Below are 14,130 nucleotides of genomic sequence, written 5' to 3' on the forward strand. Positions count from 1 at the left end.
CTCAGGCCGGCCTCGGCGGCTATGGCGTCCCACGGGGCGTGTCAGCTCCTGCCCGCATCAGCGGTCACATCGGTCACATCACTGTCGAGCAGTTCGCGGACGGCCCGCGCCACTGTCTCCGGGTATTCCATCATCGCCACATGCCCCGCCTCCGGCAGCGTCAGCAGTCGCGAACCGCGGAACGCCGCGGCCGCCCGCCGTGCCATCCGGAAGGAGACCAGGCGGTCGCGTCCACCGTAGACGAGAAGGGTGGGGGCGAGAACTCTCTCTGCCTGACGCCACAAATTGTGCTGTCCGCCCAGCGTGTAGGCGTTCACCAGACCGCGGGCCGAGCGCTCCATCACCTCCCAGAAGTACGGGAGTTCCAGCCGTCGCGCGTACTCCTCGGCCGCGGCGTTGAACCCTTCCGGGCTGACCCGGCCGGGGTCGCCGTAACAGAGCGCCAGCACCTCGCGGGTGCGGCGCTCGGGCGTCCAGTCATGGGTGAGGCGGCCGAAGAGCCCGGTGATACCGGGGACGGCGAGCAGCGCCGTGGGCACCGCGGTCAGCTGCGGCGGCACTTCGGGCAGCGCCGGGGAGATCAGCGTCAGGGTGCGGACGAGGTCGGGCCGCGCCGCCGCCACCCGGGTCGACGCGGCACCGCCCATCGAGTTGCCGATGAGGTGGACGGGGCCGCGCCCGGCCGCGTCGAGGTACCGGATGACCGCGCGGGCCTGGGCGGAGATGGAGTAGTTGCCGTCGGCGGGCGGGGGTGAGTGGCCGAAGCCGGGCAGATCGATCGCCTCGCCGTCCACCCGGTCGGCGAGCAGCGGCATCAGGTCCGACCAGTTCTGCGAGGAGCCACCGAGGCCGTGGACGTAGAGCGCGGGCTCGCGCCCGGCCGCGGCGCCGTCGCCCGCGGCCTCCTCCGCTCTGTCGTCGCGCGCGGGCCGCCCGTCCGGCGCCCGTACGGTCAGCGTCAGGCCCGGCAGGGTCACGGTGCGCACCGTCTCCGCCCCGCCGTGCCGGCCGGGGCCGGCCGGTGGCACCGGGAGAGCGGCGGTCGCGGTGTCCGGCGACTCGGTCGAAGACATGGGGACGATGTTACGAGACGATCACACCCCCGATCGTGTGTCCGCGGTCACACACCGCATCGCGCTGCCGCGGCCACTCTCCTACGCTCGTAGGCGAGGGCAGCCGCCCCGGCCCCTGCTTTCATGCCAGGCACCAGCCGACGATCGAGCACGCGGAAAAGGGAGCCATCATGCGCGTCGACCCGACAGACCCGGAGACCTTCGCGGACGAGAGCGACGCCACCGATATCGACGTCGAAGCCCCTGAAGCGGACACCGCCGAGCAGTACGCCGATCTCGCACCGCGGCGGGACGAGACGGTGACCGTCCACGATCCGGACGCGGCGAACGAGGCAGATCTCGCCGAACAGGCCCGTGTCGTGGAGCTCAACGAAGACGAATACCGATGACCTGGGATGTTTTGTCGGCTTCTGAGAAGGGCGGCGGGCAGAAATTCTCGGCCTCGACCGCGCACAGCCGGGTTACCCAAAAGTACGATGGCGGGCGCGGTGCACCACCTTGTACGGACCGCGTACGGAACAACTTCTGGGAGGCAGCGTGAGCGCCATCGAGCAGACCGAGGCGGCGCGCCCGCGGGGCACACGCCTGCCACGACGGGCCCGGCGCAATCAGCTTCTGGGCGCCGCCCAGGAGGTTTTCGTCGCACAGGGCTACCACGCGGCCGCGATGGACGACATCGCCGAGCGGGCGGGCGTCAGCAAGCCCGTCCTCTACCAGCACTTCCCTGGCAAGCTGGACCTCTACCTCGCCCTGCTGGACCAGCACTGCGAGGCCCTGCTGCACTCGGTGCGCTCGGCGCTGGCGTCGACGACCGACAACAAGCAGCGGGTCGCCGCCACCATGGACGCCTACTTCGCGTACGTGGAGGACCCGGGCGGCGCCTTCCGCCTGGTGTTCGAGTCGGACCTCACCAATGAGCCGGCGGTCCGCGAGCGCGTGGACAAGGTGTCGCTGGAGTGCGCCGAGGCCATAAGCGTGGTGATCGCCGAGGACACCGGCCTGTCGCGGGACGAGTCGATGCTGCTCGCCGTGGGCATGGGCGGCGTCTCCCAGGTGGTGGCACGGTACTGGCTGTCGTCCGAGAGCACGGTTCCGCGGGACACCGCGGTGCAGCTGCTGACCTCGCTCGCGTGGAAGGGCATCGCCGGTTTCCCGCTGCACGGCAGCGACACGCACTGACCGTGTTCGCTGCAGGCGTGCTCCAGGGCGTCCTGCGCGTCCCCGGACCGGGCTAATGTGTGCTGCGTACGGCGCGATGACCGCGCATCCTCCCCCAGCTGACGCTGGGGATCCCCGGACCGTCGGAGGGACAAAAGCCGTGGAGGTCAAGATCGGCGTGCAGCACGCACCCCGCGAGATCGTTCTGGAGAGCGGGCAGTCTGCCGAAGAGGTCGAGAGCGCGGTGTCCGACGCGCTGGGCGGCAAGTCACAACTGCTGAGCCTGGTGGACGACCACGGTCGCAAGGTCCTGGTCCCGGCGGACCGGCTGGCCTATGTGGAGATCGGCGAGCCCACCGCCCGCAAGGTCGGGTTCGGCGCGCTCTGACACAGCGGGCGCCCGATGCGGCGCCCGGAGACGGAAAGGCGGCGGCCCCGGAGATTCAGCTCCGGGCCGCCGCCCTTTCCTGCGTTTCGCCCCGCGTTTTCCGTGCGTTTCCCCGGACGTCCCCCACTGCTTCGGGACATCGGCCCACCATGGTGGCATCGCCCCCTGCCGGGCCCGGTCCGCCGCTTTTCCGCAGATCAGGCCGTTCGAGTCGGTCCGGCTGGGCTGATCAGGCACGGGACCTGCGCCGGGAGGGTTGCTGCCGGTGCCCCTTGGGTACGACGGCCTGTGACCGATTTGTTCAGCTGATCGGCATCGTCACACGGGAGGGAACAGCATGATCTGGGAAACGCTCGGCGCCGTACTCATCGGCTTCGCCATCGCCCTGTCCGCCGCGCGATGGCTGCCCGACCGTTTTCCCGCAAGCAGCCTCACCCTGGCGACCGGCCCGGTCGCGGCGGTGCTCGGCGCGCTGCTGACCCGCTCGATCCTCGGCCCCGGCCACCCCGTCCAGGTGATGGTGGCCGCGATCGCCGTGGGGGCGGCCCTGCTGTCGGTGGTGGCGCGCCCGCCGCGCCGGCGCTTTCGGCGGCCGGCCACCCCTTTGAAGGGGCACCGGACGGCCTGAACCGCCCGGCGCGCCCCTCGCGGTCAGGCCGCGAGGCCCAGCGCGGCCATCCGCTTGGTGTGCGCCTCGGTGATCCGCGAGAACATCCGGCCCACCTCGGCCAGGTCGAAGCCGTCGGCCACCCCGCCCACCAGCATGGTGGAGAGCGCATCGCGGTCCGCGACGACCCGCTGCGCCTGCGACAGCGCCTCGCCCATCAGACGGCGCGCCCACAGTGCGAGACGGCCGCCGACCCGCGGCTCGGCCTCGATGGCCGCGCGCACCTTCTCCACGGCGAATGTGGCGTGCCCGGTGTCGTCGAGCACGGCCAGCACCAGATCACGGGTGTCGGAGTCCAGCCGGGCCGCGACCTCGCGGTAGAAGTCACTGGCGATCGAGTCGCCGACATAGGCCTTGACCAGGCCCTCCAGCCAGTCCGACGGCGCGGTCTGGCGGTGGAACTCGTCCAGCGCGGCGGCGAACGGCTCCATCGCCTCGTTCGGCTCCGCCTCGATCTGCGCAAGCCGCTCCCGCAGCCGCTCGAAGTGGTGGAACTCGGCCGAGGCCATCTTGGCCAGCTCGGCCTTGTCGTCCATCGTCGGCGCGAGCTTGGCGTCCTCCGCCAGGCGCTCGAAGGCGGACAGCTCGCCATAGGCGAGCGCGCCGAGCAGATCGATCACGGCGGCCCGGTACTGGGGCTCGGCGGATGCCTGCGCCCAGTCCTGGGCGGCGATCCCGGTGTGTGTGCGCGCGTCAGCGGCGGCGTTGTCAGGCGTTCCCATGACCGGCACAATAGCCCGCTCGGCCGCCCGGGGAAGGCCCTGGTCAGCCACTCCGGTTCGCCCGTACGAACGACGGTCGTAGCCCCCGTCCCGGTAGCACGGCAGGCCGTGATGTATTCCTCACTCATACAAGCCTTCGGATGGGCGCGCCATATCCGGGGTACAGTGGTATTTGGACCTGCCGAGTATCGGTGGGTCGTTCCACGAAGCGGATGCCCGGTCGGTGGCCCGATCGGCTCCAAACCGACCGCCCTCTGACGCGGCGCGCAGCAGACCTGCGCACGGCAAGAGGGACACCGCTCGCGGCAGGAGTGCCTGAGCGTTGGCAGTGGTCCCGCCCCACCGGCCGCATCATCAGGCCGGCCCGTACGAACCCGTACGAAGGTGCGGTACGACCCCCTTCGCCGCCTCACGCCGCGTCTCACAGAAGAGGCAAGATTCTGTCTACATTTCGAGACCTCGGGATTTTCCCCGAGACGGCCGAGGCCCTGGAAGCCGTCGGCATCATCTCTCCCTTTCCCATCCAGGAACTGACGCTCCCCGTCGCCCTCTCCGGCAACGACGTGATCGGCCAGGCAAAGACCGGCACGGGCAAGACCCTGGGCTTCGGCCTGCCGCTCCTGGAGCGCGTCACCGTCCCCGCCGACGTCGAGGCCGGCCGCGCCAAGCCCGAGCAGCTGACCGAGGCGCCGCAGGCCCTGGTGGTCGTACCCACCCGTGAGCTGTGCCAGCAGGTCACCAACGACCTGCTCACGGCCGGCAAGGTGCGCAATGTCCGTGTCCTGGCGATCTACGGCGGCCGCGCCTACGAGCCGCAGGTCGAGGCGCTGAAGAAGGGCGTCGACGTCGTCGTCGGCACGCCCGGCCGCCTCCTCGACCTGGCGGGCCAGAAGAAGCTGAACCTCTCCCAGGTCAAGAGCCTGGTGCTGGACGAGGCCGACGAGATGCTCGACCTGGGCTTCCTGCCCGACGTCGAGAAGATCATCCAGCTGCTGCCGGTCAAGCGCCAGACGATGCTGTTCTCGGCGACCATGCCCGGCCAGGTCATCTCCCTGGCCCGCCGCTACATGTCGCAGCCCACGCACATCCGCGCCACCGCGCCGGACGACGAGGGCCAGACCGTCCGCAACACCGCCCAGCACGTCTTCCGGGCCCACTCCATGGACAAGCCGGAGATGGTCGCCCGCATCCTGCAGGCCGAGGGCCGGGGCCTGGCGATGGTGTTCTGCCGTACGAAGCGGACCGCCGCCGATATCGCCGACCAGCTCGCGCGCCGCGGCTTCGCCTCCGGCGCGGTGCACGGCGACCTCGGCCAGGGCGCCCGTGAGCAGGCGCTGCGCGCCTTCCGCAACGGCAAGGTCGATGTCCTGGTCTGCACCGACGTCGCCGCCCGCGGTATCGACGTCGAGGGTGTGACGCATGTCATCAACTACCAGTCGCCCGAGGAAGAGAAGACCTACCTGCACCGCATCGGCCGTACGGGCCGGGCGGGCGCCAAGGGCACCGCGGTCACCCTCGTCGACTGGGACGACATCCCGCGCTGGAAGCTGATCAACAAGGCGCTGGACCTGGCGTTCGACGAGCCGGAGGAGACCTACTCCACCTCGCCGCACCTCTACGAGCAGCTGAACATCCCCGCGGGCACCAAGGGCGTGCTGCCGCGCAACGAGCGCACCCGCGCCGGGCTGGCCGCGGAAGAGGTCGAGGACCTGGGCGAGACCGGCGGCCGCGGCCGTGGTCCCCGTAAGGGTGCCGTCGTCGAGGAGGAGCGCCCCCAGCGCACCCGTACGCCGCGGCAGCGCCGCCGTACCCGTGGCGGTACGCCCATGGACGGGGCGGCCGCCGCCGAGGCGCCCGCGACCGCGTCCCCCGCCGTCGCCGAGGGCACCGAAAGCGCGGAGAACACCGGGCCGCGTCAGCCGCGCCGGCGCCGCCGTACCCGCGGCAGCCAGAACTCGGCCGCAGCGGCCGTCCCGGCCCCGGCCGCCGAGGCCTCGGGCGCTCCCGCCAAGGTGACCAAGGCTGCCCCCAAGGCGACCGAGGCTGCCCCCAAGGTGGCCGAGACCGCCCCCAAGGCGACCCAGGCTGCCGCCGTGGCGACCGAGGCGGTGGCCGAGCCGGTCAGGCCGCGCCGCCGCCGGCCCCGCATCGTCCGTCCCGAGGACACCGGGAGCTTCCAGACTGTGGAGAGCGCGGCGCAGGCGCTCGCGGCGGCGAAGGGCGCGGCGGTCGTCGCCGAGTCCGCGGCCGTGGCCGAGCCCGCCGAGGCGCCGGCCAAGCCGCGCCGCCGGACCCGCAGCACCGCCAAGGCCGCCGCGGCGACGGCAACGGCACCGGCCGCGGTGACGGAGACCGTCACGGACGCCGCGGTGGAGGCTCCCGCCAAGCCGAAGCGGACCCGTAAGGCCGCGCCCAAGGCCGCCGAGGCCGTGGGCGACGCGGCCGAGGCCGCGGTGGAGGCGCCGGCCAAGCCGAAGCGGACCCGCAAGGCCGCGGCTGCCAAGCCGGCCGCCGAGAGCGCCGTCGACACCGTCGAGGACGCCCCGGCCAAGCCGAAGCGCACGCGGAAGGCCGCGGCCACCACCAAGGCCGTGGCGGACGCACCCGCCGAGGAAGCGCCGGCCAAGCCCAAGCGGACCCGCAAGGCCGCGGCCAAGCCGGCCGCGGAGGCGACGGAGACGACGGAGACCGCCGAGGCCAAGCCGGTGCGCCGCCGCACCCGCGCCAAGGCGCCCGCCGCCGAGGCGACGCCCGAGAGCTGAGCCTGGCCCGGCTGACGCCGGGATCCCGGCGCGACGACCCGGCGCCCGCACTGTGCGGGCGCCGGGTCGTCGGCGTCCCCGGCCCGTATTGACCGCCCGCCGGATAACCTCGACCCCATGAGCAGGCCGCCCACCCTCACACTCCCCCCGTGCGCCCGTGCGTACCGACTCGACACCGAGCGCGGCTCCTTCGCCGTGCAGGACGCTCGTCCCGATGCCGCGCCGATCGGGACCGCCCTGCTGGTGCCCGGATTCACCGGCAGCAAGGAGGACTTCATCGCCTTGCTGGCCCCGCTGGCCGCGGCGGGGTTCCGGGCGGTCGCCGTGGACGGGCGCGGACAGCACGAGTCCCCCGGCCCCCGCGACGAACGGTCTTATGTGCAAAGGGAGTTGGCGCTCGATGTGCTGGCCCAGGCGCGGGCCCTACGGGAGCCGGACGGCGGTCCTGTGCATCTGCTGGGGCACTCGCTGGGCGGGCTGGTCACCCGGGCCGCCGTGCTGCTCGACCCGGCCCCGTTCCGCTCGCTGACCGTGCTCAGCTCCGGTCCCGCCGCCATCGAGGCGTCCCAGCAGGCCCGGGTGCGGATGCTGATCGAGGCGCTCGGCACGCTCGACATGGAGAGCGTCTGGCGGGCGATGCGCGAGCTGGATCCCCCGGAGGCGGCGGAGGCGTCGACGCCACCGGAGATCGGCGCGTTCCTGTACCGCCGTTGGCTGAACACCGTTCCCGAGCAGCTGATCGCGACCGGCCGTCAGATGCTGGAAGAGCCCGACCGGGTGGCGGAGCTGGCCCGTACGGGCATGGCCACCCATGTGGTCTCCGGCGCCGTCGACTATGCGTGGCCGGTGCCGTCGATGGACGCGATGGCCGAGCGGCTGTCCGCCCGGCGCACCGTCATCGAGGGCGCCGAGCACTCCCCCAATGCCGAACGGCCGCAGAAGACGGCCGAGGCGCTTGCCGGGTTCTGGAGCGGCGTGGGCTGAGTGCCACCCGGCCGTCGGGGAGCGGCGTGGGCTGAGTGCCACCCGGCCGTCGGGGAGCGGTGTGGGCTGAGTGCCGCCCGGCCGTCCGGGACCGCCGCCGGCGCGTGTGGGCCGAGCGGACGGCGTCGCCAGGACAGCGCGGGGCGGTTCGGCGAGCATCGAGAAAGGCGGGCCCCCACCGGCGCCCGGCCGGCACCGCTTCGCACGAAGGGCCCGACCATGACCGAGAATCCGTCGACTTCCCCGGCCGGCGCCGAGGACGCCCCTCACGGCATCGCGCTCAACCGGACCTTCGACGCCCGCCGTGAGCTGGTCTTCGCGGCGTGGACGACGCCCGAGCACTTCGCGTACTGGTTCGGCGGGGAACTGGCGGTGCCGGTCGAGCGGATGACGATGGACGCCCGGCCGGGCGGGGTCTGGACGCTGGTCATGCGCACCCCGGACGGCGGCGAGCTGCCGTTCTCCGGGGTCTACCGCGAGGTGGCCGCCCCGGAACGCCTGGAGTTCACCCTCAGGGACACGGCCGCGCCGAGCTCCGAGGGCGAGATCGTCCGGGTCACCCTGACCGATCTCGGTGACCGTACGGAGATGGCCTTCCGCCAGTTGGGCGGCAACCTCACCTCCGAGCAGTACCGCCAGGCGGAGGCGGGCTGGGCAGGCTTCTTCGACCGCCTCACCGAGCTGCTGGCGAGGGCCTGAGCGGCCCGCCCCGCGGCGCCGCGGGAGTGGTGCCGACAAGACCTGCCGCCGGCGCCTGTGCGGCCTGGTACCGGTCTAGTACTGCCCCTGGACGTGCTCCCAGAAGCCGTCGCGCAGGACCCGCCGCAGGTCGGCGTGGCTGCGCAGGGAGTGCCGCAGCAGCGCCTCCGCGGCGGTCAGGAGTTCCTGGTCGACGGCGCCGGGCAGATACGGGTGGCCCGGCAGCAGCCCGGCCGCCCACTCGCGGCCGCGTTCCGACAGCCACTGCGCGGCGACCCGTGCCCCGACGAAGCGGACCTCCTCACGGCTGGGCGCGGGCCCCTCCCCCGTCATCTGGTCGCCGCACTCGACGCCGATCCGCCGGGTGACGTACGGCTTGCAGAATTCCAGGTCGAAGGTGCGCGCGCTGTCGACCTCCCACAGCAGCGGCTCGGCCTGATTGCGGCCGCCCGGGGCCTCGATGCCCCACAGATGCACCCGTGCCCCATAGCCCTGTGCCGCCTCCACCGCGGAGACCAGGTCCTCGTCGCCGCCGATGAGCACCGCATCGCTGATCGCGCGGTGCCGGGCCAGCGACTCCAGGTCGGAGCGGATCAGGGAGTCGACGCCCTTCTGCTGGTTGTTGGCGTTGAGGTTGCCGAGCCTGACCTTCACATCGGGCAGCTCGGCGATCCGCTGCTGTTCCTGGGTGTGGATCCGGCGGCGGGCGCCGTCGTACCAGTAGACGCGCAGCAGCCGGCTGTCCGGGAAGATCATCCGGGCCTTGTCGATAAAGGCCTCGATGATCCCTTCGGCGTCGAGATCGAACGCCTTGCGGTCCTCCGTGCCGGTGACCAGCCGTCCCGCCGCGGCGTAGACATAGCCCGCGTCCACGAAGGCCGCATGGGTGGACGGGCTGGTGGAGACCTCGGCGAGCACCCGGGTGAGCAGCTCGTTGGTGCGCTCGATCCCGGCGGCGAGCGCCGTGAGGTCGGTGTGGCCCGTGGGCTGGACGTCGTTGTTCATACCGGACCCATTCTCCGGGCGGTCACTCCGCGGGCACAACCGCGCTACCGCTCCGTACTTAGGCCGTCGAAATTTTTCTTTAGCGTAGGGAATGATTGCACTGGGCAGGTCGTTATACATGGACGGAGCGCCCGGCAGCGACGCCGGGCGGCTCGTATACCCAGAAGTTCTCCGCAGGAGGATCAGACGAAGGGAGAAGCCGTATGCGCTTCGAGATCATGCGCCTGGACGATGTCGACGGCACCGCCGTGGACAGCACCGTCGTGGACGCCGCCTCCGTCAACCGGATCGTGCAGCAGGCCGCCGCAACGGGCCAGCGCATCTACATCCGCCCGGCCGGCACCGCCGTCCGTTAACGCCCATCCCGCCGCCCGATGACGCGAGCACCCGGCCCGCGCACGGCCGCGCCGCACGAGCGCCCCCGTACGACGACTGGAATCAGCCGTCGTACGGGGGCGCTGCGGTGTCCGCGCCCGGTTCCCGGCACCCGGGCGGGCGTCAGGCTCCCTGGATCACCTGCAGCACGCCGTTGATGATCTGCTGCACGGCGAGCGCGGAGAGCATCATGCCCGCCAGCCGCGTCACCAGGACCACTCCGCCGTCCTTGATCACGCGGATGATCACCAGCGAGAACCGCATCACCAGATAGAGCACCACATGGATCGCCGCGATCGCCGTCCAGACGGAGAGCTGGGCGGCGAAGCCGTGCGCGTGCTGCACCGCGAGGATCACCGACACGATCGCGCCCGGCCCGGCCAGCAGCGGCATGCCCAGCGGCACCAGCGCCACATTGACGTCCTTGGTCTGGGTCGGCTCCTCCGACTTCCCGGTCAGCAGATCCAGTGCGACCAGCAGAAGCAGCAGCCCACCCGCGATCATCAGCGCGGGCGTAGAGATGTGCAGCCGCCCCAGGATCTGCCGGCCGAAGAGGCCGAAGACGGCGATGACGCAGAACGCGACGGTGGCCGCCTGCCAGGCCATCCGGCGCTGCACCTTGGCGGGCCGGCCGGAGGTCAGGCCCAGGAAGATCGGGGTGATACCCGGCGGATCCATGATCACGAAGAGGGTGACGAAGAGCGTACTGAAGACAGCGATGTCGAACACGGTGAAGGCCTTGCGAGAGGTGGTACGGGACGAGCGCTCACGGGCGGCGCACGGGCGCGGATCCGTAAGGCGGCCAGGGAAGGAAAGGGGCCGGGAAAGGGGAGGAGGAGGTGGGCGGGCAGCGACGGGCGCAGGGCGGTATCCGCACCGTCGCCCGGCGGCACCGGACAGGTGCCGGTGGAGTGCCGGGATACGGGGTGTGCGCGGCGGCCGGCGGCCGCGCGGGTCAGCCGCCCGTGCCGGGAACGGGGAAGGCGCCGGTCGCGCGCCGCACGATCTCGCCGTAGATCTCGGGGTCGGTGGTGTATTCGCCGAGGCGGCAGGTCTTGCGGCTGCCGTGGTAGTCGCTGGAACCGGTGGTCAGCAGTCCGAGGTCGGCGGCCAGGCCGCGCAGCCGCGCGCGGGTCGGCTCCTCGTGGTCCATGTGGTCGACCTCGATGCCGTCGAGACCCGCCGCGGCGAGAGCGGCGATCGCGCTCTCGGGTACGCAGGAGCCGCGCTTGACGGCCAGCGGATGCGCGAAGACGGTGACCCCGCCGGCGGCCTTGACCAGCCGGATCGCGTCGAACGGGTCGAGCTCGTGCTTCTCCACGTACGCCCGCCCGTCGCCCGCCAGCCACTCGGAGGTGAAGGCGTCCGAGACGGAGTCGATCACGCCCAGGTCGACGAGGGCGGTGGCGATGTGCGGCCGTCCCACGGCGCCGTCGCCGGCGATCCGGGCGACCTGCTCCCAGGTGACCGGCACACCGAGCTCCCGCAGCTTGGCGACCATCCCCCGGGCCCGCGGCACCCGGTCGTCCCGCACCAGCTCGCGCTCACGGGCGAACTCCGGCTCCTCGGGGTCGAAGAGGTAGGCGAGCATATGGAGGCTCACCCCGTCGAGCCGGCAGGAGAGTTCGGCGCCGGTGACCAGCGTCAGCCCCGCGGGCAGCGCGGCCCGCGCCTCGGCGTGCCCGCCGACGGTGTCGTGGTCGGTCAGCGCGATGACGTCCAGCCCCGCGGCCGCGGCGCCGCGCACCAGCTCCGCGGGCGTGTCCGTACCGTCGGACGCCGTGGAGTGGGTGTGCAGATCGATGCGCACGACGCGGACTCCAGACTGCTGCGGGACGGACGGGACGGATGCGGGACAGATACGGGGCGGGCCCGGCAGGAGGCCGGGGGAGGTACGCCCCAGGGGACACCGGAAGGATACCGGGCGGCCGGTAGCGCCCATGGCCCGGCGGACGGTGAGGGAGGCCACCCCGGGGTCCGCACCGCCGGGGTCCGCACCTCCGCCTCCGGCGGCCGGCCTCGACGCCGCCCCGAGCGGCCGCCCCCGAGCGGCCGGCCCTCAGCCCAGGATCCGCGGCGAGATGGCCCCGCACGGCAGCAGATCCACCTCGGCGCCCGCCTCGCGCAGATCGGTCAGCACCAGCTCGTCGTACAGCAGCAGCCCCGACTGCTCGGGCCAGACGATCGCCCAGAGCCACAGCCCGCGCGCCTCGCCCGCGAAGACCGCACGGTCCGCGGGCGCACCGTCGACATGCCACAAGGCGGTCGGGCGGCCGGCGGCGAGCACCTTGGCGTGCGGCGGTTTGTCCACGCACATATGGGGGCCGGGGTCGGGGCCGTCGATACCGGCGTAGCGCGCGCCGAGGCCGACGCCCAGTTCCTCGGCGATCAGCAGCAGTTCGCCGGGGCCGCCGAGCGGGCCGGGGCCCGTGCAGGCCACCGCGGTCGCGCGGCCGCCGCTGCGGTCGTCACCGGCGCAGGCCACGCCGGTGAACAGCCAGCCGACCGGCAGCGGCCAGGGCATCCACACGGGCACCTGCGCGCGCTGCACGACAACGCCGAGCGCTTCGACGCTCGGCGGGACGACGGGCTGGAGTGGGTGCACGGTGCCGTGCAGCGCGCACTGCCAGGTGTCGGAGAAGAGACCGGGCGCCCGAACCCGGCCTCCGCACTTCGGACAACTGGGTTCGCCCCTCATAGCCCTCCACGGTCCTCCAGCCCCGCCGCCGCGTCAAGGACGATCACGCCACCGGTGTGCCCCGAATCACCTGCCCCGCCGTGCATTTGACCACTTCCCGGCAACCCGCCCGTCCGACCGCCCACACGACCAGGAAAGTAGTTGCTACTTGCAGTCTTTAGCGTGTCTAACTTATTGTGTGTAAACGTCAACGATCCCGGCGGGCCGACTGGCCCCCGGCATTCACCCGCGGGCCCCGGGATCCAGGGGCACGCAACCGGCAACCCAACGGGAAGGGGATCTTCAGCATGAACGGCACGAAGGGCAGCGGCCACGGCGGCGGCGCGGACGATCCGTCCGGCGGGGGCGGCGCGTCCGTCCTCCGCCAGCCGAAGGCCGTATGGGCCACGGCGGGCGCCTCGGTCGTGGCCTTCATGGGCATCGGCCTCGTCGACCCGATCCTCCCCTCGATCGCCCGGGGCCTGCACGCCACCAACAGCCAGGTCTCCCTCCTCTTCACCTCCTACTTCCTGATCACCGCCGTCGCGATGCTGCTCACCGGCTTCGTCTCCAGCCGCATCGGCGGCCGCAAGACGCTGCTGGCCGGCCTGGCGCTGGTGGTGGTCTTCGCCACGTTCTCCGGGATGTCGGGGTCGGTCGGCGAGCTCGTCGGCTTCCGGGCCGGCTGGGGCCTGGGCAACGCCCTGTTCGTCTCGACGTCGCTGGCGGTCATCGTGGGCGCGGCGGCCGGCGGATCCGCGGCGGCGATCCTGCTCTACGAGTCCGCGCTGGGGCTCGGCATGGCCTGCGGCCCGCTGCTCGGCGCGATCCTCGGCGACATGAAGTGGCGCTACCCGTTCTTCGGCACCGCCGCCCTGATGGCCATCGGCTTCCTCGCCATCACGGCCTTCCTCAAGGAGCAGCCGAAGCCGGCGGCCAGGACCTCGCTTCTCGACCCGCTCAAGGCGCTCGGCCACGGTGGCCTGGCCGCCACCGCCGTGGCCGCGTTCTTCTACAACTACGCGTTCTTCACGGTGCTGGCCTTCACCCCGTTCGTGCTGAACATGTCGCCGTACAAGTCCGGCGGGGTCTTCTTCGCCTGGGGCGTGCTGCTCGCGGTGTTCTCGGTGATCGTGGCGCCCCGGCTGCAGCACCGCTTCGGCTCGCTGAAGGTGCTGGCCGGCTCGCTGCTGCTGCTCGCGGCCGACCTGCTCGTGCTCGGCTACGGCGACCACACCACCGCCGTCGTCTGCACGGTCGCCTCCGGCGCCTTCATCGGCCTCAACAACACCGTCTTCACGGAGCTGGCCCTGGGCGTCTCCCACGCGCCCCGGCCCGTGGCGAGCGCCGGCTACAACTTCGTCCGGTGGTTCGCGGCGGCCGCCGCGCCGTTCCTCGCGCCCAAGATCGAGGAGTGGACCGATATCCACCTCCCCTTCGTGGTCGCGGCCGCAGCAGCGGTGACCGGCGCCTGCATCGTCGCCGTCCGGCGCCGGGCACTGACCACCGGGGCCGAGGTACCGGCGCCGCGGCAGGCCGGACGGGACGCGGTCGCAGCCCTCGCCGACTGACGCGGTCGCGGTCCTCGCCGGCTGAGCCGCACCGGGCACCGCGCGCGCC

15 protein-coding genes are annotated in these 14,130 nt (G+C 72.4%); 9 read left to right on the forward strand and 6 right to left on the reverse strand.

The genetic code is table 11. The features are described 5' to 3' along the window. Positions 1–41 precede the first annotated feature (41 nt). Positions 42–1,073, reverse strand: coding sequence for an alpha/beta fold hydrolase (locus D9V36_RS15570; protein ID WP_129294295.1), 1,032 nt, complete (start codon positions 1,071–1,073; stop codon positions 42–44). 170 nt (positions 1,074–1,243) lie between these two features. On the opposite strand from D9V36_RS15570, the gene D9V36_RS15575 reads away from it, so the two are divergent. From D9V36_RS15575 to D9V36_RS15590, 4 genes are all read left to right on the forward strand, one after another. Further along, positions 1,244–1,462, forward strand: a complete 219-nt coding sequence (locus D9V36_RS15575) for a hypothetical protein (protein WP_129294296.1) — start codon at positions 1,244–1,246, stop codon at positions 1,460–1,462. Between the two features lie 148 nt (positions 1,463–1,610). After that, positions 1,611–2,252 carry a TetR/AcrR family transcriptional regulator gene (locus D9V36_RS15580; RefSeq protein WP_129294297.1) on the forward strand — a complete coding sequence of 214 codons (642 nt, stop codon included), beginning with the start codon at positions 1,611–1,613 and terminating at the stop codon, positions 2,250–2,252. Positions 2,253–2,391: 139 nt separating this feature from the next. Further along, positions 2,392–2,619, forward strand: a complete 228-nt coding sequence (locus D9V36_RS15585; protein ID WP_129294298.1) for a DUF3107 domain-containing protein — start codon at positions 2,392–2,394, stop codon at positions 2,617–2,619. Between the two features lie 337 nt (positions 2,620–2,956). Continuing rightward, positions 2,957–3,247, forward strand: a complete 291-nt coding sequence (locus tag D9V36_RS15590; protein WP_129294299.1) for a hypothetical protein — start codon at positions 2,957–2,959, stop codon at positions 3,245–3,247. Positions 3,248–3,270: 23 nt separating this feature from the next. On the opposite strand, the gene D9V36_RS15595 is transcribed toward D9V36_RS15590, so the two are convergent. Then, positions 3,271–4,008, reverse strand: coding sequence for a ferritin-like fold-containing protein (locus D9V36_RS15595; protein ID WP_129294300.1), 738 nt, complete (start codon positions 4,006–4,008; stop codon positions 3,271–3,273). A gap of 311 nt (positions 4,009–4,319) precedes the next feature. Between D9V36_RS15595 and D9V36_RS15600 the strand changes: the two genes are divergently transcribed. The 3 genes from D9V36_RS15600 to D9V36_RS15610 all read left to right on the forward strand — a co-directional run bounded on the left by D9V36_RS15600 (position 4,320) and on the right by D9V36_RS15610 (position 8,453). Beyond that, positions 4,320–6,770, forward strand: a complete 2,451-nt coding sequence (locus tag D9V36_RS15600; protein ID WP_129294301.1) for a DEAD/DEAH box helicase — start codon at positions 4,320–4,322, stop codon at positions 6,768–6,770. A 117-nt stretch (positions 6,771–6,887) separates the two neighbouring features. Then, positions 6,888–7,754, forward strand: a complete 867-nt coding sequence (locus D9V36_RS15605; protein WP_129294302.1) for an alpha/beta fold hydrolase — start codon at positions 6,888–6,890, stop codon at positions 7,752–7,754. Between the two features lie 219 nt (positions 7,755–7,973). Then, positions 7,974–8,453 (forward strand): SRPBCC family protein, encoded by a 480-nt coding sequence (locus D9V36_RS15610; protein ID WP_129294303.1) that lies wholly within the window; start codon positions 7,974–7,976, stop codon positions 8,451–8,453. Positions 8,454–8,528: 75 nt separating this feature from the next. Here the strand turns inward: D9V36_RS15610 and D9V36_RS15615 are convergent, their stop codons facing one another. Then, entirely contained in the window at positions 8,529–9,458 is a 930-nt protein-coding gene (locus tag D9V36_RS15615) for an NYN domain-containing protein (protein ID WP_129294304.1), read from the reverse strand. A gap of 203 nt (positions 9,459–9,661) precedes the next feature. Between D9V36_RS15615 and D9V36_RS40925 the strand changes: the two genes are divergently transcribed. Further along, a complete protein-coding gene (locus D9V36_RS40925; RefSeq protein WP_086716590.1) occupies positions 9,662–9,814 on the forward strand; it encodes a hypothetical protein in 153 nt (50 codons plus the stop codon). 142 nt (positions 9,815–9,956) lie between these two features. Here the strand turns inward: D9V36_RS40925 and D9V36_RS15620 are convergent, their stop codons facing one another. From D9V36_RS15620 to D9V36_RS15630, 3 genes are all read right to left on the reverse strand, one after another. Beyond that, a complete protein-coding gene (locus tag D9V36_RS15620; RefSeq protein ID WP_129294305.1) occupies positions 9,957–10,562 on the reverse strand; it encodes a MarC family protein in 606 nt (201 codons plus the stop codon). Positions 10,563–10,788: 226 nt separating this feature from the next. Then, positions 10,789–11,643 carry a PHP domain-containing protein gene (locus tag D9V36_RS15625; RefSeq protein ID WP_129294306.1) on the reverse strand — a complete coding sequence of 285 codons (855 nt, stop codon included), beginning with the start codon at positions 11,641–11,643 and terminating at the stop codon, positions 10,789–10,791. A 249-nt stretch (positions 11,644–11,892) separates the two neighbouring features. Then, entirely contained in the window at positions 11,893–12,531 is a 639-nt protein-coding gene (locus D9V36_RS15630; RefSeq protein ID WP_129294307.1) for a DUF6758 family protein, read from the reverse strand. Between the two features lie 287 nt (positions 12,532–12,818). On the opposite strand from D9V36_RS15630, the gene D9V36_RS15635 reads away from it, so the two are divergent. Beyond that, entirely contained in the window at positions 12,819–14,081 is a 1,263-nt protein-coding gene (locus tag D9V36_RS15635; RefSeq protein ID WP_129294308.1) for an MFS transporter, read from the forward strand. Positions 14,082–14,130: the final 49 nt, after the last annotated feature.

The sequence above is a fragment of the Streptomyces lydicus genome (genome assembly GCF_004125265.1).
GTDB lineage: Bacteria > Actinomycetota > Actinomycetes > Streptomycetales > Streptomycetaceae > Streptomyces > Streptomyces lydicus_C.

Coding starts and splice junctions, on each gene's coding strand:
- D9V36_RS15570 (WP_129294295.1), bottom strand. CDS start 1,073: ATGTCTTCGACCGAGTCGCCGGACACCGCGACCGCCGCTCTCCCGGTG.
- D9V36_RS15575 (WP_129294296.1), top strand. CDS start 1,244: ATGCGCGTCGACCCGACAGACCCGGAGACCTTCGCGGACGAGAGCGAC.
- D9V36_RS15590 (WP_129294299.1), top strand. CDS start 2,957: ATGATCTGGGAAACGCTCGGCGCCGTACTCATCGGCTTCGCCATCGCC.
- D9V36_RS15595 (WP_129294300.1), bottom strand. CDS start 4,008: ATGGGAACGCCTGACAACGCCGCCGCTGACGCGCGCACACACACCGGG.
- D9V36_RS15605 (WP_129294302.1), top strand. CDS start 6,888: ATGAGCAGGCCGCCCACCCTCACACTCCCCCCGTGCGCCCGTGCGTAC.
- D9V36_RS15610 (WP_129294303.1), top strand. CDS start 7,974: ATGACCGAGAATCCGTCGACTTCCCCGGCCGGCGCCGAGGACGCCCCT.
- D9V36_RS15615 (WP_129294304.1), bottom strand. CDS start 9,458: ATGAACAACGACGTCCAGCCCACGGGCCACACCGACCTCACGGCGCTC.
- D9V36_RS40925 (WP_086716590.1), top strand. CDS start 9,662: ATGCGCTTCGAGATCATGCGCCTGGACGATGTCGACGGCACCGCCGTG.
- D9V36_RS15630 (WP_129294307.1), bottom strand. CDS start 12,531: ATGAGGGGCGAACCCAGTTGTCCGAAGTGCGGAGGCCGGGTTCGGGCG.
- D9V36_RS15635 (WP_129294308.1), top strand. CDS start 12,819: ATGAACGGCACGAAGGGCAGCGGCCACGGCGGCGGCGCGGACGATCCG.